This is a genomic window from Falsihalocynthiibacter sp. BN13B15, assembly GCF_041205415.1.
In the GTDB taxonomy this organism is placed as follows: Bacteria; Pseudomonadota; Alphaproteobacteria; order Rhodobacterales; family Rhodobacteraceae; genus Falsihalocynthiibacter; species Falsihalocynthiibacter arcticus.
The window spans coordinates 283,142-304,152 of record NZ_JBGFCE010000003.1; the positions used below are offsets into that span (position 1 = coordinate 283,142).

Sequence of the window (21,011 nt, forward strand, 5' to 3'; positions counted from 1 at the left end):
AAGTCAATTTTAAGCGGGTTAATGAGCAATTACGGTGTTGTTTTGGCCCTTGCGGTGATTATCCTTTTCGGCTGGCTGCGCTATGATAATTTTTTGGGAACCTTCAATGTGATGAGCGTACTGCGGTATAACTCCATGTTTGCATTGATTTCTTTGGGCATGTGCTTTGTCATTATGACGGGCGGCATTGACCTTTCGGTAGGGGCAACGGCCGCGATGTCGAGCGTCGTAGCCGCCCACGCCAGTCATTACGGCCTTATGCCGGGGCTTTTGGCGGGTTTTGGCGCGGGAGTAATCGTTGGGGTGATTAACGGGCTGATCGTGACGCGGCTGCAAATCATGCCATTCGTGGCGACACTTGCGACAATGCTGGCCGCAGGTGGTATGGCGCTTTTGCTGGCGGGAAATCAATCAATCCCCGCGTCCTATGCCACCAGTTTTACGTGGCTCGGACAGGGCAACATTCTTGGGTTTCCTGTGCCCGCCCTCATTGCCGTCCTCGCGTTTATTGCAGGATCATATGTGCTGAATTTCACCAGTGCAGGGCGCACCGTTTTGGCCATTGGTGGCAACGAAGATGCCGCGCAACTTATGGGGCTTCCGGTCAACAAAATCCTGATGCTGACCTATGTCGCCTGTGGTGCTTTGGCAGGCCTCGCGGGGGTCATTTTGGCAGCACAATTCGGCGCGGGACAACCTATTGAGGGCAAGGGCTGGGAGCTTTTCGCAATCGCCGCCGTCGTTGTTGGGGGCACATTGCTCACCGGCGGCGCGGGTTCTGTCGGCGCAACGCTCGCGGGGGTTTTGTTGATGGGGGTTTTATTCACGATCCTGAATTTTGAAAACGGCAAAGGCTGGATTTCCCTTTCGGCCTATTGGCAGTCGGTTGTGCGGGGGCTTTTTCTCCTCGTCGTTATCATGTTGCAAGCGCGTTTGGCCCGAAAAAGGTCTGTGGGTGCCACCGTGTCAGCGGCGTGAAAGGGCGACTTCAATGGATCAGATAAACACGCGAGCATGCGCATTGCCCCAACCAAAACTGGTAGGGGAGTTTAACGGGGAACTTGTTCACGAAATCACTCTAACGGGGCCAGACGGATCGTCCTGCCGCATTTTAACATGGGGTGCCGTAATCGCGGATTTGCGTGTCAAAATGCCAGATGGACCGCTGCAATCTGTTGTTCTTGGCTTCGAGAAATTTGAAGATTATCCAAAGTATTCGCCCTATTTTGGGGCCGTTGTCGGAAGATACGCAAATCGTATTTCCGGCGGCGGGTTTACCCTCGACGGTCAACGCTACACACTCGATCAAAACGAAGGTCCTAACACCTGTTTGCATGGCGGCGCTGGAGGCCTCTCCCAACGGGTCTGGACAATTGACGCGTACAGCAAAGAGAGCGTTACACTGGGTCTCCACTCGCCTGATGGCGATCAAGGATTCCCCGGAGCGCTGGACGTAAAATGCACATATACTCTATCAGAATCTGCTATTTTATCGCTTGAATTCAATGCCGTATCGACACAGAGCACTATTGTGAACCTATCCCAGCATAGCTATTTCAACCTCGACGGTTCTGGCAGCATTTCCGATCACCGCCTAACCGTTATTGCCGATCGAATTACCCCTGTCGACAGTGCGCTCATCCCATCTGGAGAGTCCCTGAATGTCCAAGGAACACCCTTTGATTTTATGACGCCAAGGCCAGTTAGTGCGCCACAATGTCCAATGGATTTAGACCACAATTTCATCCTTACACGACCAGAAAATCTCCCTGTTACTCAAGGGTCGCTGGCGGCGATCCTTGAAACTCAAAAAACAGGCCTCACAATGCAAATCTACACCACAAAGCCTGGATTACAGGTTTATGATGGACACCAACTCAATGTGCCAATTGTCGGCCTCAACGGGCAAAAATACGGGCCGCGCTCTGGTATATGCCTTGAGCCACAGTTTTTTCCAGACAGCCCAAATCAGCCCGCGTTCCCATCGGCCCAACTTGCTGCAGGGGAGATTTACGCGCATTCAATTGAGTATCGTTTTAGCTGCATCTGAGCGTAACGGTAAGCAACCAAAACAAGCCGGCGCAAACTCATATTTTTCCTAATAAATACAGCGCGTTGCGGCGCGAAATCAATCTAACTACGCCACAAAAAAGCAGGCCCCGTTTTGCGAGGCCTGCTGTCGTGTCACTTAGAAAGATGTGGACTATTGGCTTCCAGGAGAACCCGCAGTCACTGCTTCCATCACACGTTCAAGACTGAAGCTTCCCGGTTTTTGGCGCGGTGGGAACTCTGCAAAGCTTTGCAGCCATTCGCCAACATAGGCCGCAGCGGGCGCAATAATATACATATGCTCGACCCACCAGCGTTGGTAGCCCATCGCATCTTCGGCTTCTGCGCGTTCAAACGGATCCATGCGAAGATTGGTAATTGAAGGTGCACGAAGCACTTCAAATGGGGATGTCCAAACTTTAAACCCTTCGGCATTTTGACGCAGGAAGGTGATTTTCCAGTTGTTGTAGCGCAACGCCGCAACCGAACCATCATCGGTCCAGTAAAGGAAATTATCCCGTGGCCATTCGCCTTCGCCCTTAAGGCCAGGGATCAGGTTATACCCATCAATATGGACTTTATACTCGCGGCCAATGGCTTGTACGCCGCCCGCAAGCAGGTCTTCTACAACAGTTGGGTTGCCCGCTGCCGCAAGGAAGGTTGGCAGCATGTCTTCGTGGGCTACGATGTCGTTGATTACTGTGCCGGGTTCAATCACGCCAGGCCAGCGGATCACAGTTGGAACGCGGTAGCCGCCTTCCCATTGTGTGTTTTTCTCGCCTTTGAACATTGTTGTGCCGCCATCGGGCCACGTGAATGTTTCGGCGCCATTATCGGTGGAATACATGACGATTGTATTGTCGGCGATGCCGAGTTCATCAACCTTATCAAGAAGTTCGCCAACCATTCCGTCATGCTCAACCATACCGTCCGCATAGACGCCAAGTCCGGTCACTCCAACAGAGGACTCCTTGAGGTGGGTGAAAATATGCATGCGTGTCGCGTTCCACCACAAGAAGAACGGTTTGTCCTGTGCAACGGCACGGTCCATAAAGTCGATCGCAGCGGCGGTTATTTCCTCGTCCACGGTCTCCATACGTTTTTTGGAGAGGGGGCCGGTATCTTCGATTGTGCCATCCGCAGAGGATTTAATCACCCCACGTGGGCCAAATTTTTCCCGGAATTCCGCGTCTTTGGGATAATCGACGTTCTCGGGTTCTTCTTCGGCATTCAGGTGGTAAAGGTTGCCGTAGAATTCATCAAAACCATTGTTGGTCGGCAGCATTTCATCGCGGTCGCCGAGGTGATTTTTACCGAACTGACCGGTCATATAACCCAAGGGTTTGAGCAGGCCTGCGATGGTTGGATCGTCGATCATCATCCCTTCAGGAGCACCGGGAAGGCCAACTTTGGTCAAGCCAGTGCGCATGGGTGACTGTCCGGTAATGAACGCTGCGCGCCCCGCGGTACAGCTTTGTTGACCGTACCAATCGGTAAACAAGGCGCCTTCTGCGGCGATGCGGTCGATGTTGGGCGTCCGATAGCCCATCATGCCATTGTTGTAGGCGCTGATGTTAAACTGGCCGATGTCGTCGCCCCAAATAACGAGGATATTTGGCTTGTCTTGCGCATGCGCGGCAAGGCTGGCCACAGCGAAAATACTTGCCGAAAATAATAAGTTCACGGTTTTCATTCTAAGGTTTCCTTTGTCAAAATTTTAGTGCGTTTTTACCAAGGTTCAAAAACGCTCAATATGTGATCGTAGCTTATGTTTTTGATTGGCGCAATAAAGTGCGCCCCAATAGGCGAAATAGCCTGTTCAAAATTCAGAACGATACAAATTTTAAGGTTCCAGCGTGAGCCAGAACCTTATTTATTAGACAGAAAAGGGGAAAACGGCCCTTTATTAGCTGGGAAACATTCTGCGATTAGCCGGGTGACATCCCGCGCAAGCGTTCAGAGCGGCGACGCAAAAGTTCCAACGTGGCGAGGAGCAAGACCGAAAGGAAAACCAATATGGTCGCAACCGCTAGAATTGTGGGGCTCACTTGCTCACGCAGGCCGATAAACATCTGCCATGGCAGCGTTTTCTGATTGGCCGACCCCACGAACAAGACCACGACCACCTCGTCAAAGGAGGTAATAAAGGCAAAAAGGGCACCTGAAATCACGCCGGGTAAAATCAGAGGCATTTGCACCTTAAAGAAAGCGCGCACGGGCGAGGCGCCCATGCTTGCCGCGGCCTGAGTGAGGGAGCGATCAAAGCCCACAAGCGTGGCGGTAACAGTGATAATGACAAAGGGAATACCAAGCGCCGCATGCGCCAAGACGACTCCGACATAGGTCCCTGTAAGGGTGATTGGGATCTCAAGCTTGCCGTAGAAAGGGATCGGAATATAGGGGTTGGAATAGAAGAAATACATTCCCGTCGCCGAGATAATCAACGGCACAATCATCGGCGAAATCAGGATCGCCATGATAGAGCGGCGAAACGGTACGTGGGTTTGCGACAGGCCAATCGCGGCAATCGTTCCCAAGGTCACCGAGATGATTGTGGCAACCGGCGCGATCTGGAGGGAGTTCTTCATGGCCAATTGCCAATCGGAACTGTTGAAGAAGTCTTTGTAGTGTTTGAGCGAGAACCCCTCAGGGTTCAGCGCCAGCATTTCCGGCGTGAAGGTAAAGAAGTCTTCGGCATTAAAGCTCAGCGGAATAATCACGATAATTGGCGCGATCAGAAAGAAGAAGATCAGCCCGCAGATGACGCGAAAACTATAGAACCATGCGCGTTGAACGGGCGAGGCATAGGGTGGAAGTGAAGACATTTTTTAGCCCCCCAATTTAACGTTATCAATACCAACCAAGCGATCATAAACCCAATATAAGATGAGTACGATGACCAGTAGGATCGAGCCCAGAGCGGCGGCGAGGCCCCAATTCAGTGAGCTTGAGATATGGTAGGCAATCCGGTTTGAGATGAAGACACCTTTGGTGCCGCCGACGAGTTCGGGCGTGATGTAATAGCCGATGGACAAGATAAAGACCAAGATCGATCCCGCGCCAATTCCCGGCAGGGATTGGGGGAAATAGACCCGCCAGAAGGCTGTCCAATCGTTCGCACCGAGGGATTTCGCGGCCCTCAAATAGCTTGGCGGGATGGTTTTCATCACCGAATACAGGGGCAGCACCATGAAAGGCAAAAGAATATGCGTCATGGCAATGGTCGTGCCCGTGGCGTTTTGGATCAGTTGTAATCGGTCAAGATCGCCCACAAGGCCAATCCAAACCAGCAGATCATTGATCACGCCTTGTTCTTGCAACAACACCTTCCAAGCGGAGGTCCGCACCAAAAGCGAGGTCCAAAACGGCAGCAAAACCAAGATCATCAGCACGTTCGCGGAACGGTTGGGCAAGTTGGCCATGAGCCAAGCCACTGGATAGCCCAGCATAATACAGGTGGCGGTAATCGTTACCGACAGTACAATCGTGCGCCACAACAGCCGCAAATAAATCCGTTGGCTTTCTGGTCGCGCTTCGATCCCGTCAGGACCTCTCAACATGTCAACTGCGTTCAGGAAATACCCATCGGTCAGTGGACCCGCGAAGGTTTTAATCACCGTCCATGTGGTAGGATCGAGCCAATCGGCCTTTGCTGCGCCGAATTGCTCGCGCAGGGAGACGGTCTCAAAACCAGACACGTCCACGGCGGGCATCGAAGGCGCCACGGCCCCCGAGGCGAAATCATTGTAAAGTGCTGTGTAAACAATCGGGCTGAGTTTTTTCGTTGCAGGATCGGCGTCTTTGACGTCTTCGATCATTTCGGCCCAACCCTCATAAGCGCTGGCGGTAAGGGGCAGGGCTTTACGGTTGTCTTTTTCTGCCATCCATGTGGCCCACATCGCAGGGTCGCCATAGGCGGCGTCCGCTTCGATGAACTGGGTGCCGTAAATTGTGGTGTCAAACTTGCTGATGCTACGCCCCGTAGAGCGGAACAGCGAGGACATGCCACTGGCTTCATAATTCAAACGTGAGCCAAGGCGCGTGTGCAATTTGTTCTCTTCGGCGAGGACAAAATCGGTGTAAAAGGCTGCGTAAATTTCATCTGGAGGGAGGGTTTCGCCATCAGGCTCCCAGTTGCGCATGGCGCGCACGGTGCGCGGGATGGTTTCCATCACAATGCTGTTTTCCACAGAGCGGAACAACATATCGCCAATCGGGGCGACAAAACTGACGAGGATGAACAAAAGCAGCGGGGCAATCAGAGCCAGCGCGCGGAGTTTTTGCCGCCGTAGGGCGCGGTTCAGGCTTTGCTTTAATGGGGTGCCGTCAGCAGCCAATACGGGTTTCGAAGCGTCTTGGTCATCGGTCATTGTTTGCGTCATGTCCTGTCCCGTGGTTGTTTTTCTTGGGTCGGGATGCGCAGGGATCTAAGCCCCTGCGCAAGTTGTTTTATCTAGTTATATCAAAGGGATAGCTTATTGAGCCAACCAGTTTTGGAACTTGATATCAACTTCATCGTTGTTGTCTGCCCACCATTCGATGTTGTTCACCAAATAGTTGGTTTGGTTTGCTGGGTTGGTCGGCATGTGCTGACCCATATCAATACCCAACGTGGCGTGATCCCCAACCAAAGGCTGCGAAGACGCACGTGCTGGACCGTAAGAGATATACGCGGCCTGATCTGCCAGACGCTGTGTGTCTGTGGCAAATTTCAGGAAGTGCATCGTACGGTTCAAGCGTTTTTCGTCCAAGCCAGCTGGAACAACCCAACCGTCAAAGTCAAATACTTGCCAATCCCAAAGCATGGAAACTGGCTGCTTTTGCTCTTCGATAACCGAGAACAGGCGACCGTTATATGTGGAACCAATTACAACTTCGGCATCTGCCAAAAGTTGTGGTGTTTCCGCACCCGCAGACCACCAAACAACATCGCCTTTGATGGTATCAAGTTTGGCCAAAGCCCGCTCAACGCCGCCGTCCGAAGACAGAACGTCATAGAGATCTTCTTTTGCAACGTCGTCACAAATCAAAGCCCATTCGAGGTTTTTCTTAGGACGTTTTTCCAAAGCACGTTTGCCTGGGAAAGTTTCGGTATCGAAAATCGCGCAAAGGCTGTCTGGTGTTGCGCCATTCCATTCGGCGACATCATTGCGATAGCCAAATGTTGTCGAAAACACGATTTGCGGAATGAAGCATTCGTTGATCAGGCTTGGACCAAAGTCTTCTGTTGGTGTGGAGCCATCATCGCCCGCAGCAAGGGAAGCGTCGGCATCGATTTCAATGGCCAAACCCTCGTCGCACGCACGTTGTGAGTCAGGGCCTTCCGCATCAATCAGGTCATACGCGCTGTTGCCAGCTTCGGCACCCGCACGCATTTTCGCGATCGATTCATTGGAGCTTTCGTCATAAACGACAGTGATGCCGGTTAACGCTGCATAAGGATCGGAATAGGCAGCGATTTGGGATGCTTGATATGCGCCGCCCCATGACATGATGGTCATGCTGTCAGAACAGTTTTCACAGGCAGGTAGGTCCGCAGCAAAAACCGTTGTTGCGGCTAGAGGCGACATCACAAGGGCCGTGGCCCCAAACAAATGTCTAAGTTTCATAGTACTCTCCTAGTTGGTCTTTTTTTATCGTTTTTCCGACAGCCCCGAGCGCGATGGCTGTAAGATATCTTTAGATAACGTCAAGCGCTCGGCAGTCTTCCGTCAGCCAGCCAATTTCGACTTGGCTCCCCGGAACGAGGCGCACTTGGTCGGGTGCATTCCGGGACTTGATGACGAAATCATCATTGCCCGCAACCCGAAGGCGTGTGCGGAATATATCACCCATATAGATGAATTCCAACACTTCGGCCTTGAGCATATGGGCGTCTTCGTGAAGGCGCTGTTTGTCAAACTCAACACGCTCGGGGCGAATAGAGACCCGCGTGCGTTCGCCTACTTTTTTCACATTAATTGGAACAGCGTCGATTTCGTCGCCGTTATCCAGACGCACACGACATTGGGTTTTGCCCATTTGCGTGATCACGCCTTCGAGTGTGTTGTTCTCGCCAATGAACTGGGCCACAAAGCTGTTTGCTGGCCGTTCGTAAAGCTCGTCCGGCGGCGCAAGTTGTTGAATGCGTCCGTTTTCAAACACGGCAACCCGATCCGACATGGTGAGGGCTTCGGTTTGGTCATGGGTCACATAAACCACCGTAATACCAAGGTTGTGCGCGAGTTTGGTAATTTCAAACTGTAACGTTTCGCGCAGTTGTTTATCCAAAGCGCCCAGAGGCTCATCCATCAGAACCAACTCGGGTTCAAATACAAGCGCGCGTGCGAGGGCGACACGTTGTTGTTGGCCGCCAGAAAGCTGTGCGGGACGGCGATTGCCGAATTCCCCCATCTGCACCATATCGAGTGCGCGCATCACCTTAGCTTCGCGTTCGGATTTACCAAATTTGCGTACTTCTAGCGGGAACGACAGGTTTTCGGCGACCGTCATATGCGGAAAGAGCGCGTAGTTTTGAAAGACCATGCCAATACCGCGCTTGTGTGGCGGAATATCGTTGATCGGCTTGCCACCAAGGCGGATATCGCCGTGGGTAGCCGTTTCAAACCCTGCAAGCATCATCAGGCAAGTGGTTTTGCCAGACCCTGAAGGCCCAAGCATCGTCAGAAACTCGCCCTTAGGCATCGACAGGTTTAAATCTTTTACGACAAGGTTTTCACCGTCGTAACTCTTCTGAACGCGGTCAAATTCGACAAAAGCCGAATCGTTGTTGGGACTGGCCATGCTTAACTTTCTGTTGTTTTCAAACGAGCGGGCATGTCAGCCACCCTAACAGGGATTTAAACGATTAGTAAAATAGTTTTCACTTTATTATCAACAGGTTCACTTGAGGATCAAGTGTTTGGGGCCATAGGGAAAGGCTGTAATGTTATGATTCCCTTGATTGTTTTCGTCCGAAATCACCAGAATATCATGCTCGCGATACCCTCCAGCACCAGGCAAATGGTCGGGAATCGTGATCATCGGTTCCATTGAAATGACCATGCCTGATTCGAGCACCGTGTCGCAGTCTTCTCGCAATTCGAGGCCAGCTTCACGACCGTAATAATGGCTCAAGACACCAAAGGAATGACCGTACCCAAAGCTGCGATATTGGAGCAGGTCTTCGGAGGCGTAGATCTCGTTCAACTCCTTTGCGATATCCGAACACCGCGCACCGGGCACCAAAAGTTCCTTGCCGCGATCGTGTACACGGCAATTCACTTCCCACATCCGCAAATGCGCATCAGAGACATGTTCGGCAAAAAGCGTCCGTTCCAAAGCGACGTAATAGCCCGCAACCATCGGAAAACAATTGAGTGACAGGATATCACCCGCTTCAATCATGCGACTGGTGACTGGATTGTGGGCGCCGTCAGTATTGAGGCCCGATTGAAACCAAGTCCAAGTGTCGAGCAATTCGCCCTGCGGCCATGTTTTGGCGATTTCGCGCACCATCGTCGCGGTGGAATGCAAGGCGACCTCGCGCTCGGAAACACCCACACGCGCCGCTTCGGCACAGGCCGCACCGCCCAAATCCGCGATCCGTGTCATTTGGGTGATATGCGCAATTTCCTCCGCCGATTTGATCATCCGCAGACGCATGGCGGGTTTGGAAATATCAACAAATTCCATCTCTGGGAAAAAGGCCTCCAACTGCCTTAGCAGCTCAATGTTGACGTGATCAAATTCGATGCCCACCCGATTTTCCGTTCCTGCGAGTTTGTCGACGGCATGAAAATAATTGTCCTTGTTCCAATCGGTGTAGGTAACGTTATTGCCAAAGGTCCGCCGCCACGGCTGCCCCCCATCAATCCCCGCGCTGATCGAGGTTGCGGTCGTGTGATCAACCACCAGCCCATAGCGCCGGCCAAAGGAGCAAAACAGAAAATCGGCGTAATAATTAATGTTGTGGTAGGATGTGAACAGCGCGGCATCTATGTTCTCAGACGCCATATAGGTGCGAATTGCCGTGAGACGCCGTTGCATTTCGGGCGCGGAAAAGGTCGGCGCAGCTTTCGGGCCATTACCTGTGTAATCTTGAAAGACTTCGCGATCCATTTTTGCATCCTTTGTGTGTAAAAGTCCGTCGGTGGCGACGATCCGTTGCCACCCTTCCTCTGCCCGAGACCCACACTTGTCAAAGGAGAAGTTTTCACCGTACATGAATTATATTCATGTTAAAGCGAGCTTATAAATGACGCATCTTCCTTTGAACGCACTCAAGACCTTCGAAGCGGTTGCCCGCCTTGGCAGCTTTCAGAAGGCCGCAGACGAGCTGTGCGTCACTCAATCCGCCGTCAGTCATCAGGTGCGTAATCTCGAAGACTGGCTTGGGGTTGCTCTTTTTGAACGCACGGGCCGTCGGCCAATCCTGACGCCGCAGTCTGAGGATCTTGCGCGCGCTGTGACACTCTCTTTTGGTGATATTGCCGCCGCGTGCAAACGGCTTCGCGCACCAGAAGGCACAAAACCGCTCGTGATTGCGGCCATTCCGTCCATCGCCACAAGTTGGCTCATTCCGCGGCTGTCTGCTTTTCGCACCGCACATCCCGAAATTGATATTCAGGTTGTTTACGCGCTGCACGGGCAGGGCATTGATTTCGATGAGGTCGATCTTGCGTTTACCTTCGGTCCGACTCCGACACTTGCGAGCAACCTCAAATCCATTCCCTTTTTGTCTGGTGAGAGCGCGCCCGTTTGCAGCAAATGGGTGTTTCAATCGCTTGGCCGTGCCCATCCGACTCTAGACGATATTTTGGGCATTGGACTGTTGCATGACACGGATACAAACGGTTGGTCGCAATGGTTCAAGGCCGCTGGAGGCCAAACGCCACACGCCCTAAAGGGCCCTATCTTCGAAGATATCAATATGCTCCGAACCGCAGCCTTTTCCGGACAGGGCGCCGCGCTTTGCCCGCTTGCGTTGATCCACGAAGATCTCGCCGCCGGTCGCCTGTCAAAACTCTCAGATGTCACGATTTTGGATGATTTTTTCTATTATCTGATCATGAAAAAGATCCCAGACCTCAACAAAGTGCCAGCCCTAAATGCGTTTGTGAATTGGACGCTCGATGCGCGCTCCACGGAGCAAATATCGCAAAAGACATAGACGTTTGAGATTTTCCCCAATTTTTTTGGGACACTCGAAAAATCGACAACCACAGCATTTTACCCCCTTGTAATCGATTGCATTGCCGCCATAGTGCCTTCAATAAGTCAGTGGGAGGAAATTGCGATGATGTTAAATGGGGTTTGGGCGCTTGAGGATGCTCAGGGCGATTATCGTGTTGAAATGATTCTTCCGGGTGATGGAATATCAGCCTTTTTCGCCGCTGGAGAAATTCCCGACCCCTATTTCGGTCTTAATGAGCACGATCTGAGGTGGATTGCAGACCGAGATTGGCGCGCCACCCGCAAATTCACCCTTACGGCGACGGATTGCGATTTGGTCCTGACGGGGCTGGACACCATCGTCGATGTTTTGATCAATGGCACAAAGGTTTTGAGCGCGCAAAACGTATTTCGAACCTATCGCGTTGACCTGTCTGAAGTTGCGCATGTGGGCGAAAACACAATTGAATTGTATTTCCATTCAAACACCATGGAAGCGGCAAAACGCTACGCTGAGCATCCCTATCCCGTGCCGTATTTGCACATGAATTGCCCCATTCCGCATGGCAATATGATCCGCAAAGCCCAGTGCGATTTTGGCTGGGATTGGAACATTGCCCTCGCGCCATTCGGGGTGATCGGCGACATCGAACTCTGCCCTCAGAGCCAGACGCGGATCACCGGTGTGATTGTCGATCAGGCTCACGACGGGCAGAATGTGACCGTCACGGTGCGCGCGCCATTTGAGAACTGCGAAACACGCGATATTCCATTTGAAATCGCGCTCTGCGGCCAGAGCATCACAGGCGTAGTTGCGGCGCAAAACGGCGTTCTTGAGGCCGCGATTACCCTCGTATCGCCCGCGCTTTGGTGGCCCGTTGGTATGGGAGAGCAGGCGTTGCACGATCTGGATGTGACCCTCGGGGACAGTACGCAAACCCGACGCATTGGCCTACGGGATATGGCGTTTATGGCGCAAAAAGACGCGGTCGGCGTCGGCTTTAAATTCCGCGTGAATGGCGTGGACACCTATGCAAAAGGTGCCAATTGGATCCCTGCCGACGCACTCTCTGGGCGGATCACACAGGCGGGCGTGCGCGATCTTTTGCAATCCGCCGTCGACGCCAACATGAACATGATCCGCGTATGGGGCGGCGGGCGTTATGAGCCGGATTGGTTCTATGATTTCTGCGACGAAATGGGACTGATGGTATGGCAGGACTTCATGTTTGCCTGCAACCTTTACCCCGCCGATGCAGCCTTCTTGGCCGAGGTGGATTGCGAAGTGCGCGAAACGGTCACACGGCTTAATCACCACGCGTCACTGGCCCTTTGGTGTGGCGATAACGAGCTCGTCGGGGCGCTTACATGGTACGAGGAATCAAAGGAAAATCGCGACCTTTATCTGGTGGCCTACGACCGCCTGAATACGCAAATCGAACGCGCAATGCGCGCGGTTGTGCCGGAGGCAAACTGGTGGGCCTCCAGCCCCTCTGCAGGGCCTATGAATTTTGGCGACGCGTGGCACGACGACACGGCGGGCGACATGCATTTTTGGTCGGTTTGGCACGAAGGCAAGGATTTTGAGCATTACCGCGACATCAAACCCCGGTTCTGTTCCGAATTTGGCTTCCAATCCTATGCCTCAATGGACGTGATCCGCAGTTTTACCACTGAAAACGACCGTAATATCGCCGCGCCAACCCTCGAAAGCCATCAGAAAAACCATGGCGGGAATGCGCGGATTGCGGAAACCATGTTCCGATATTTCCGTTTCCCGACGGGGTTTGAGGATTTTATCTATCTGTCGCAAATCCAGCATGGCTTGGCCCTCAAAACTGCCGTTTCCTATTGGCGCAGCCTCAAACCGCATTGTATGGGCGCGCTCATTTGGCAGCTCAATGACACATGGCCTGTCGCCAGCTGGGCCTCTCTTAACTATGGCGGCAGCTGGAAACTGCCGCACTATATGATCGGGGAATTCTTTCAACCCGTGTTTGTGACGATCGTGCCTGAGAGCGAGATTCTTGTGCTTAAAGCTGTGAATGACCTCCGTGAACCCGTTGATATTACTGTCAAAATAGCCGCGACAAAACCAGATGGATCGTCTCGTATTCTGGTGGAGGTCGACGCTGAAGTCAGCCCAGACGTGGCAAAATCTCTGGCTGAAATCGCGGCCAGTGAATTGGCTGTAGATGAGATTTTGACATATAACTGGACGGGGTCAGACGGCACAAAGGCCAATGACCACTTTATGTTGCGTCCGTATAAGTTCTACGATCTTGTGACGGCGGATTTGAAGCTTGAGGTTGTCCCAAATGAGGAGGGGTACGAGATTTTGGTAACATCCTCGTCGCTAGCGCTTTATGTCGCGCTTGAAGCCAGTATTGCCGGACGGTTTAGCCAAAATGTCATGACGATAACGCCCAAAACCCCTGCCAAAATTCAGTTTATCCCTAAAACTTCGGGAGAAGTGCCCATTTTCACCGTCAAGGATTTGCACAACGCGACATATGGCTAGAACGCGCGGGTAAAACGGGCTAGCCGAACGAATATTTTGCTAATGCGCTTGCATCCCGAGGGCCATCCACGTCAAATGCAACGCAACCTAAAAGGAGGGGCGGCGTGCTGAGTTTGACACGGTGGTTCAGCAAAATAATTGGCATTCAACTGGCGCTTTTGATGTTTGCCCCCAGTGCCCTTGCCGATAAAATCACCGTTGCAGTTGCCTCCAATTTCGCCAGCGCATTCGAGGTGATAGCCCAAGATTTTGAGGCCAAATCAGGGCATAAAGTCGAGACAGCCACAGGCTCAACAGGGAAAATATTCGCGCAAATTCAACAGGGTGCGCCATTTGACCTGTTTCTTGCGGCGGATCAGGATCGACCAAGGGCGCTGGTAGCGGGTAACCCAGCTTATGAGCGCGCGTCCTACGCTCAGGGTCAATTAACCATCGTTTCACGGGTCAATGCACCGCCGCTTGCCGAAGCGCGGATTGGCATCGCAGATCCCGCGACCGCTCCCTATGGCGCAGCAGCCCTTCGGACACTCAAGACCCTCGGATTTGAGCCCGCTGCGTTGAATATTGTGAATGGGCAAAACGTAGCGAATGTGGCGAGTTATTTGCACTCGGGCAACATCGACATCGGCTTTCTTGCTGCGTCGCAACACTTCCCAAATGCCCGTTTTACGACTGAAATTGTAAGGGATATTAGACTGACGCAGGACATGGTCCTTCTGTCGCAAACCCCCGCTGCGATTGCGCTTTTTGCTTATATGCAATCTGACTCCGTTCGAACTGCACTGCCGGATTTGGGGTATTTAGCCCCAAACGGCGAGGAAACCTATATTGAACCCGTTGAGCATTCGTCCGTTACCCTGTGGCCTTCCATTCGCCTGTCTCTCCTTCTTGCCAGCGCGACCACACTGATTTTACTGGCAATTGGTATTCCGATCGCATGGTGGCTCACGATCACGCAGTCGCGGATGCGGCCCGTGGTCGAGACAATTACCGCCTTGCCACTCGTCGTTCCTCCCACGGTTTTGGGCTTTTATTTGTTGGTTATGTTCGCGCCGACGACCCCCATTGGGCGGCTTTGGATCACACTGACGGGCGACACGTTAACCTTCTCTTTTGCGGGCTTGTTGGTGGCGTCTGTCTTATATTCGCTGCCCTTCGCGGTTCAACCGCTTCACACGGGATTTCAAGCGATAGGACGCGGCACGATAGAGGCGGCGCAAACCATGGGGGCCTCGCGTATGTCCCTGTTTCTGCGGGTGATATTGCCCCTATCACGGCGCGGTGTGCTAACGGCCACGGTTCTGAGCTTTGCGCATACAATCGGGGAATTCGGGGTGGTTTTGATGGTTGGAGGCAATCTTCCGGGCAAAACACGGGTCATTTCCATCGAGATTTTCAACCGCGTTGAAGTCCTCGATTATCGTGCGGCCCATGTGCTTGCAGGGGGATTACTCGTGTTTTCTTTTCTCGCGCTTTTCCTGATTTACAGCCTCAACGGTCGTGCGGCCCGCTCCGGAATTGCGGGGGGAAATCATGATTGATCTAAAAATATCGATAGACCGAAACGCTTACCACTTGAATGCCGATATTTCCCTTCCAAACCAAGGAATTACAGGCCTTGTGGGGCCGAGTGGCAGTGGAAAAACCAGCCTTCTGCGGGTGATTGCGGGACTTGAGACACCATCTAGTGGGCGAGTGCAATGTGGCTCTGAAACTTGGTTTGATGGCATGCGCAAACCCGTACCAGCGTCACAGCGCCGAGTGGGCATGGTGTTTCAGGACATGCGTCTATTTGCGCATCTTACAATCCGAGAGAACCTTGATCTCGCGGCTAAATGGGGAGGCACATCCCCCCTCGCGGCTGATTTGATCGCTGCATTGGAACTGTCTGACATCCTTGATCGCCTACCAAATAAGCTTTCAGGCGGCGAAGCACGTCGCGCCGCCCTCGCACGCGCCTTGGCCCAAGCGCCTCGCATTTTACTGCTCGATGAACCCCTAACTGGCCTTGATCCAGCTCAAAAATCCCGCATTTTACCAGTGCTTGCGCGGGCTATTGATTTGGCAAATATCCCTGCGGTATTTGTGTCCCACGATGCCGATGACGTCGGCCATCTGTGTGCGCAATACATCGAAATTTCACCGTCTGGAACGTCCCAAAATACTCAGGACAGCTCGCGGACCTTCACCACAAATGCGCCAAAAGCCGCTGGTCCACAAATTTCGGCCACATGGCAAAGAGACTCTTCTCAGGGTGGGAAAATCATGGTGGGCGGCGAGACGATTACCTTGCCCAAGACCGTGTCCCTCCCACAGTTCACGCGGGACACGCCGATCACATTACAGGGGAGTACGGGCCAATCGTTCCTCGCGGGGGAGGACGTTATCGCCCCCAAAGGCTTCGTCAAAATTCCAGCGATTGTGGGGCGCGATGGGAGCATAACATGCGGGGGAAACCGTGTAGATCTTCCGCATTTAACTGCGCAAGTACCCGTGGAAAATCAATCGACTAGGTCAATCCTATACTTTCGCCTCATTGCTGTATTCAACCGGGCATAATTCCTATGCGATTCGGCTCTCGAACTGGGGTCGGAGCGCCTATATTCGGTACTATCTTACCCAAATGCTTGTATTGGTAGCGTTCCGTGAACAAAGCCGAGGAAATACGGCCAAGATTGTGGCAGCCCTAGAAGTAGCAATCTTTCAAATTTTAGGGGCTTTCTTTCACGCCGTGGTAAAACGACTATGGTGATGATTGACACCCTTCACACATGAACAAACCAACGCAATCCGTTGAAATATATATTTAATTTTTATGACCTTAGCAGAGATACTTTGCGAATCCACAAGATTTTTCTGAGACAATGAGCGGGCTGACTTTCCTATTCAGTCTATTTCCTAATCAAATCGAAATTATCGTTAACAAATTGTTGCCACATTTCGGACATTTTTCCCTTTGTTTGAAGCAATCAATTGGCTAGAAAGAACATGCCCAACTGGGGGGCGATATCTACTAGTCTACGGGGGTGGACGCACATAAACTACGCGGTGCGTAGGGGTGTTTTAGTGCTGTCGGGGTGTGTCTTACATCTACGAAAATCGTTGAAGAGCGTTTGCGCGCTGTGGCTGCCATGATTTGGCAGGACGATTTATGCATGCTCCCCCTCATTGTGAACGTTTATTTGGGTTCCGCCGTAGGACGTGATGTCGCTTCTCTGAGGGATGTCTTTTTTCGACGTTTGGATTTTTGATGAACCATTTTAACGCATATGGCGTGGTTAAGGTAAAACCCCGCGGTACTCTCGCGCGTTTGGTTTTTTCGTATAGATATCAATCTGTTGTCGAATGGGCAGGGTGCCAGCCCGGGATCATCGTGGGGACGAAGATCTATCCGGTGTCTGGAGCGAACCCAAAGGAAACTGCCGAACACTCTGGAGCCAGGCTGCTGCGGCCCCTTACAGAGCGTTCATAGGAGAAGATCATGCCGAGTAAACTGCTTACATTCGACCAACAAGATTCAACTATTTTAACGCCACAAACGCAATCTGAAGCCTCCGGCTCGGTCGAAACCTTTGACCGTTTTGGGAATTCCATTGGGACGGTTGAATTTACAAACATGGACGAAGTTGTTCCGTGTTTCACGCCTGGGACGGTCATCGCAACGCCTCGTGGGGAGCGTTTGGTTGAGGACCTTGTTGTGGGAGACAAGGTGATTACGCGCGACAATGGCATTCAAGAAATCCGTTGGTTCGGGAAGAAATATCTCGATGAACGTGCCCTGACAAACAACGTGCATTTGCGACCTGTTTTGATCCGCGCGGGCGCGATGGGCAACGGCCTTCCAGAGCGTGATATGCTGGTTTCGCCCAATCACCGGATGCTGGTCGCCAATGACCAAACGGCGCTATATTTCGAGGAGCGCGAAGTGCTTGCCTCGGCAAAACACATTGTAAACAACAAGGGGATTACGGCGGTCGCAACTGCTGGAATGACCTATATCCACTTCATGTTCGACAACCACGAAGTTGTCTTGGGCAATGGCGCATGGACAGAAAGTTTCCAACCAGGGGATAAATCCTTGGAAGGCATCGGCAATGCGCAACGCACGGAAATTCTTGAGATTTTCCCTGAATTGAAAACATCAGAAGGCCTTGACGCGTACCCGTCGGCCCGTAAAACACTTGTGAAACATGAGGCGCAACTGCTCGTGCGCTGAGTGCCCGCCTCGGTCCTGCCAGACTGAGGCGACCCAAAGTTTATGCAGCCTTAACCCGCTCTGAGAAATCAGCGCGGGTTTTGCTTTAGGCGCGGGCACGCCATTTCGCCCAATCCGCAGGGGTATCGAGGTCCAAAATTGCGCGATCATCTGTAAGCGGGATGAGCGCGACTTTATCGGCGTGTTTTTTCAGAATGTCGCGTGGTCCCATATCGCCTTGAAGCTTCGGCAAGTCTTTGAAGGTCCATTGTGGCAAAACCACAGGATGGCCTGCCGTGCCGTCTGGCGTTGCCGCACGCAAAATCGGCGTGTCGGGAAACATTGCGTAAGCCGACAACAAGAGCGCCATGTCTTGGCCGGTGATCTCCGGCATGTCGGGCAGGGCGACCAGCAGGGCTTTGATCGATTTCGCGAGTTTCGGCGCAATCGCGCGAAAGCTTGCGGACATTCCCATTTCAGGATCGGCAACCAAAACAGTGGTCGCGGCAAGATCGGCAAGCACCTCAAGGCGGGGCGATCCAACAGGAAGCGTCACAAAAACCTGCGCGCCCGTTGCAATCGCTCGTTTAACCACGCGGCGCAAAAGGGGCTCGCCGCCAACGTCCTCAAGGAGCTTATCGCGCCCCTTCATACGGGTAGACGAACCGGCGGCGGGAATGAGAATGGCGAAATTATTCATGCGGGAACCTTGTCGTAGCGCTTCAAAAACAACAAGCCCGAAACACGGGGCTTCGGGCTTGTTTCTTGTTCTTTTTGCTGTGGTCTAGGTTTCGGGAACCAAACCACGCGGACTAAACCTGAGGACCAACAGGAGGACAATCCCCATCGTCATCAAGCGCATATGCGCCGCACTGGCGATAAGATGTGATTTCAGGTCGCCATCGGACATGCCCGACGTGATCGTCTCCATGATGAAGTTGCCCGCAGGTTCCACTTGAACCCACAGAAACCAAATCAAGAAACCGCCCAAAACAGCGCCATAATTGTTGCCCGAACCGCCCACAATTACCATCACCCAAATCAGGAAAGTGAAGCGCAAGGGTTGGTAGGAACTGGGCGTCAATTGCGAGTCCAACGTCACCATCATGGCGCCTGCGATACCGCAAATGGCCGAGCCAAGCACGAAGATTTGCAGATGCCGCTTGGTAACATTCTTGCCCATTGCTTCGGCGGCGACCTCATTGTCACGGATAGACCGCATCATGCGACCCCATGGCGAATGAAGCGCCAATTGCGCCAAAACAAGTAGTAAAACAAGGACGGCTGTGAACAGGATACTATAGCTGAGCTTCACATAAAGCGTCGATGCCGTGACCGGATCGAGGCCCAATTTGGCAGCACCTTCGATGAAACCCGCGTTGACCTGCAGGTCCACTTCATAGGCCACGGGCCGTGGAATACCGATGACGTTTTTCACGCCCCGCGCCAGCCAGTCTTCGTTTTTCATTATCGCGATGACAATTTCCGCAATCCCCAAAGTGGCAATCGCAAGATAGTCGGAGCGCAACCCAAGTGCGGTTTTCCCGATCAGCCAAGCAACACCGGCCGCCAGAACACCACCCGCAGGCCAAGCCAGTAACACAGGCAAGTTTAACCCACCGATATTGCCCGTCACCGCAGGGTTGATCGCCTCAATTGAGGAGACTGCAGGATCGAAAACAGCCCGAAACACAAAGAACCCGATGACGAGGATCGAAGAGACACCCAAGATGCGGTATTTCCCCTTGGGAAGGTTTTTGTTGGCGTAAATGGTGGCGATAATCGTCATCGCACCGAGGATAAGGGCGGCGATAATACCAATGCCGCCCGCTTGCCATGCGTCTTTGGTCGCAGGGGTTGCGATCAGCACCGTGGCCAATCCGCCGAGGGCCACAAACCCCATAATCCCGACGTTAAACAGGCCGGCAAACCCCCATTGCAGGTTCACCCCAAGCGCCATAATCGCCGAAATGATCCCCATATTGAGAATGCCAAGCGCGGAGTTCCAGCTTTGGAAAAATCCTGTCCCGATGATTAAAATCGCAACAACAAGGGTGAGGGCGGGGGCACGCATGGAATGTTTCATACCGATTTCCCTTTAAACAAACCCGTTGGACGAAACAGGAGGACAATGATGAGGATCACGAAGCTGACGGCAAATTTGTAATCGGTTGAGAGAAGTTGCACCAATCCATCCGGCGCAAGACTGTCCGGAAGAAGATGCCCGAGCACCTTTTTAAAGGCATAGGTCACTGTCACTTCCGAAAACGCGATGACAAAACCGCCCGCGATGGCCCCAATCGGATTACCAAGTCCGCCGACAATCGCACTGGCGAAAATTGGCAAGAGGAGTTGGAAATAAGTGAAAGGTTTGAAGGACTTATCAAGACCATAGAGCACACCCGCGATCGTTGCGAGGGCGGCCACGATGATCCATGTCACCATCACCACCCGTTCTGGATTGATCCCAGACAAAAGCGCGAGGTCTTCGTTGTCACTAAAGGCGCGCATGGATTTTCCGGTGCGCGTTTTGTTAAGGAAATAGAACAACAAAGCCACAACAATGATGGCGGTGACCAAGGTTATCCCTTGGGACACTCTGATCGCCAAACCCTCTTCAAGGCCCGTCATCTCTTTGAAATCACTTGCGGAAATGATGAAACGAGCGCCATCGGCGAAGCGTTGATCATCGGTGCCAATGATAAAGCGCACGACACCATTCATCACAAACATCACCCCAAGCGACACAATCACAAGGATCACCGGCGCGGCCTTTTGTTTGCGATAGAACCTATAGACCACGCGATCCGTTCCCAACAGGAACAGGGCCGAGACCGCGATACCAAAGGGCAGGGCGAGAAGCGCCGTTGGCAGGGGGCCAAAACTAATCCCCATCGATTGAAACCACCACGTAAACAGGATGGTCGCCATGGTCCCGAAGGCCATCGTGTCGCCATGGGCGAAGTTTGAGAAGCGCAGAATACCGTAAATGAGGGTCACCCCAAGAGCGCCAAGCGCAAGTTGACTGCCATAGGCAACGGCTGGCACCAAGACATAATTTGCCAGCGCGACGAGTGCGTTTAGAATATCCAT

General features: G+C 52.7%; 16 protein-coding genes. 7 read left to right on the plus strand and 9 right to left on the minus strand.

The genetic code is table 11. The features are described from left to right. Positions 1-21: 21 nt before the first annotated feature. Both AB9F26_RS06615 and AB9F26_RS06620 read left to right on the plus strand, forming a co-directional pair. A complete protein-coding gene (locus tag AB9F26_RS06615; RefSeq protein WP_369767657.1) occupies positions 22-978 on the plus strand; it encodes an ABC transporter permease in 957 nt (318 codons plus the stop codon). Between the two features lie 13 nt (positions 979-991). After that, positions 992-2,050, plus strand: a complete 1,059-nt coding sequence (locus AB9F26_RS06620; protein ID WP_369767658.1) for an aldose epimerase family protein — start codon at positions 992-994, stop codon at positions 2,048-2,050. Between the two features lie 153 nt (positions 2,051-2,203). Here AB9F26_RS06620 and AB9F26_RS06625 read toward each other — a convergent pair whose 3' ends face one another. The 6 genes from AB9F26_RS06625 to AB9F26_RS06650 form a co-directional block, all read right to left on the minus strand. After that, complete coding sequence (locus AB9F26_RS06625; protein WP_369755675.1) at positions 2,204-3,742, minus strand: arylsulfatase; 1,539 nt, start codon at positions 3,740-3,742, stop codon at positions 2,204-2,206. A 235-nt stretch (positions 3,743-3,977) separates the two neighbouring features. After that, on the minus strand, positions 3,978-4,874 hold the full coding sequence (locus AB9F26_RS06630) for an ABC transporter permease (RefSeq protein WP_335585583.1): 897 nt from the start codon (positions 4,872-4,874) through the stop codon (positions 3,978-3,980). A 3-nt stretch (positions 4,875-4,877) separates the two neighbouring features. Beyond that, positions 4,878-6,419 carry an ABC transporter permease gene (locus AB9F26_RS06635; RefSeq protein WP_369755755.1) on the minus strand — a complete coding sequence of 514 codons (1,542 nt, stop codon included), beginning with the start codon at positions 6,417-6,419 and terminating at the stop codon, positions 4,878-4,880. 105 nt (positions 6,420-6,524) lie between these two features. Then, positions 6,525-7,658 carry an extracellular solute-binding protein gene (locus AB9F26_RS06640; RefSeq protein ID WP_335585581.1) on the minus strand — a complete coding sequence of 378 codons (1,134 nt, stop codon included), beginning with the start codon at positions 7,656-7,658 and terminating at the stop codon, positions 6,525-6,527. Positions 7,659-7,728: 70 nt separating this feature from the next. Next, a complete protein-coding gene (locus AB9F26_RS06645) occupies positions 7,729-8,832 on the minus strand; it encodes an ABC transporter ATP-binding protein (RefSeq protein ID WP_335585580.1) in 1,104 nt (367 codons plus the stop codon). Between the two features lie 99 nt (positions 8,833-8,931). Continuing rightward, a complete protein-coding gene (locus AB9F26_RS06650; protein WP_369767659.1) occupies positions 8,932-10,149 on the minus strand; it encodes an aminopeptidase P family protein in 1,218 nt (405 codons plus the stop codon). Between the two features lie 136 nt (positions 10,150-10,285). Here AB9F26_RS06650 and AB9F26_RS06655 point away from each other — a divergent pair, with 136 nt between their 5' ends. The 5 genes from AB9F26_RS06655 (at position 10,286) to AB9F26_RS06675 (ending at position 17,939) form a co-directional block, all read left to right on the plus strand. Next, positions 10,286-11,200 (plus strand): LysR family transcriptional regulator, encoded by a 915-nt coding sequence (locus tag AB9F26_RS06655; protein ID WP_335585578.1) that lies wholly within the window; start codon positions 10,286-10,288, stop codon positions 11,198-11,200. Positions 11,201-11,326: 126 nt separating this feature from the next. Next, complete coding sequence (locus tag AB9F26_RS06660) at positions 11,327-13,723, plus strand: glycoside hydrolase family 2 protein (protein ID WP_369767660.1); 2,397 nt, start codon at positions 11,327-11,329, stop codon at positions 13,721-13,723. Between the two features lie 104 nt (positions 13,724-13,827). Next, positions 13,828-15,264: a molybdate ABC transporter permease subunit gene (modB, locus tag AB9F26_RS06665; RefSeq protein ID WP_369767661.1), complete on the plus strand. Its 1,437-nt coding sequence runs from the start codon at positions 13,828-13,830 to the stop codon at positions 15,262-15,264. Beyond that, entirely contained in the window at positions 15,257-16,282 is a 1,026-nt protein-coding gene (locus tag AB9F26_RS06670; protein WP_369767662.1) for an ATP-binding cassette domain-containing protein, read from the plus strand. The genes modB and AB9F26_RS06670 overlap by 8 nt, the downstream gene beginning before the upstream one ends. Positions 16,283-17,204: 922 nt before the next feature. Continuing rightward, positions 17,205-17,939 (plus strand): Hint domain-containing protein, encoded by a 735-nt coding sequence (locus AB9F26_RS06675; protein WP_369755681.1) that lies wholly within the window; start codon positions 17,205-17,207, stop codon positions 17,937-17,939. A gap of 85 nt (positions 17,940-18,024) precedes the next feature. Here the strand turns inward: AB9F26_RS06675 and AB9F26_RS06680 are convergent, their stop codons facing one another. The 3 genes from AB9F26_RS06680 to AB9F26_RS06690 all read right to left on the minus strand — a co-directional run bounded on the left by AB9F26_RS06680 (position 18,025) and on the right by AB9F26_RS06690 (position 21,011). After that, positions 18,025-18,618, minus strand: coding sequence for a nucleotidyltransferase family protein (locus AB9F26_RS06680; RefSeq protein WP_335585574.1), 594 nt, complete (start codon positions 18,616-18,618; stop codon positions 18,025-18,027). Positions 18,619-18,702: 84 nt separating this feature from the next. After that, entirely contained in the window at positions 18,703-20,004 is a 1,302-nt protein-coding gene (locus AB9F26_RS06685) for a branched-chain amino acid ABC transporter permease (protein WP_369767663.1), read from the minus strand. After that, on the minus strand, positions 20,001-21,011 hold the full coding sequence (locus tag AB9F26_RS06690) for a branched-chain amino acid ABC transporter permease (RefSeq protein WP_335585572.1): 1,011 nt from the start codon (positions 21,009-21,011) through the stop codon (positions 20,001-20,003). The genes AB9F26_RS06685 and AB9F26_RS06690 overlap by 4 nt, the downstream gene beginning before the upstream one ends.

Coding starts and splice junctions, on each gene's coding strand:
- AB9F26_RS06620 (WP_369767658.1), top strand. CDS start 992: ATGGATCAGATAAACACGCGAGCATGCGCATTGCCCCAACCAAAACTG.
- AB9F26_RS06635 (WP_369755755.1), bottom strand. CDS start 6,419: ATGACCGATGACCAAGACGCTTCGAAACCCGTATTGGCTGCTGACGGC.
- AB9F26_RS06675 (WP_369755681.1), top strand. CDS start 17,205: ATGCCGAGTAAACTGCTTACATTCGACCAACAAGATTCAACTATTTTA.
- AB9F26_RS06625 (WP_369755675.1), bottom strand. CDS start 3,742: ATGAAAACCGTGAACTTATTATTTTCGGCAAGTATTTTCGCTGTGGCC.
- AB9F26_RS06660 (WP_369767660.1), top strand. CDS start 11,327: ATGATGTTAAATGGGGTTTGGGCGCTTGAGGATGCTCAGGGCGATTAT.
- AB9F26_RS06685 (WP_369767663.1), bottom strand. CDS start 20,004: ATGAAACATTCCATGCGTGCCCCCGCCCTCACCCTTGTTGTTGCGATT.
- AB9F26_RS06615 (WP_369767657.1), top strand. CDS start 22: ATGAGCAATTACGGTGTTGTTTTGGCCCTTGCGGTGATTATCCTTTTC.
- AB9F26_RS06690 (WP_335585572.1), bottom strand. CDS start 21,011: ATGGATATTCTAAACGCACTCGTCGCGCTGGCAAATTATGTCTTGGTG.
- AB9F26_RS06650 (WP_369767659.1), bottom strand. CDS start 10,149: ATGGATCGCGAAGTCTTTCAAGATTACACAGGTAATGGCCCGAAAGCT.
- AB9F26_RS06655 (WP_335585578.1), top strand. CDS start 10,286: ATGACGCATCTTCCTTTGAACGCACTCAAGACCTTCGAAGCGGTTGCC.
- AB9F26_RS06630 (WP_335585583.1), bottom strand. CDS start 4,874: ATGTCTTCACTTCCACCCTATGCCTCGCCCGTTCAACGCGCATGGTTC.
- AB9F26_RS06670 (WP_369767662.1), top strand. CDS start 15,257: ATGATTGATCTAAAAATATCGATAGACCGAAACGCTTACCACTTGAAT.
- AB9F26_RS06680 (WP_335585574.1), bottom strand. CDS start 18,618: ATGAATAATTTCGCCATTCTCATTCCCGCCGCCGGTTCGTCTACCCGT.
- AB9F26_RS06645 (WP_335585580.1), bottom strand. CDS start 8,832: ATGGCCAGTCCCAACAACGATTCGGCTTTTGTCGAATTTGACCGCGTT.
- AB9F26_RS06640 (WP_335585581.1), bottom strand. CDS start 7,658: ATGAAACTTAGACATTTGTTTGGGGCCACGGCCCTTGTGATGTCGCCT.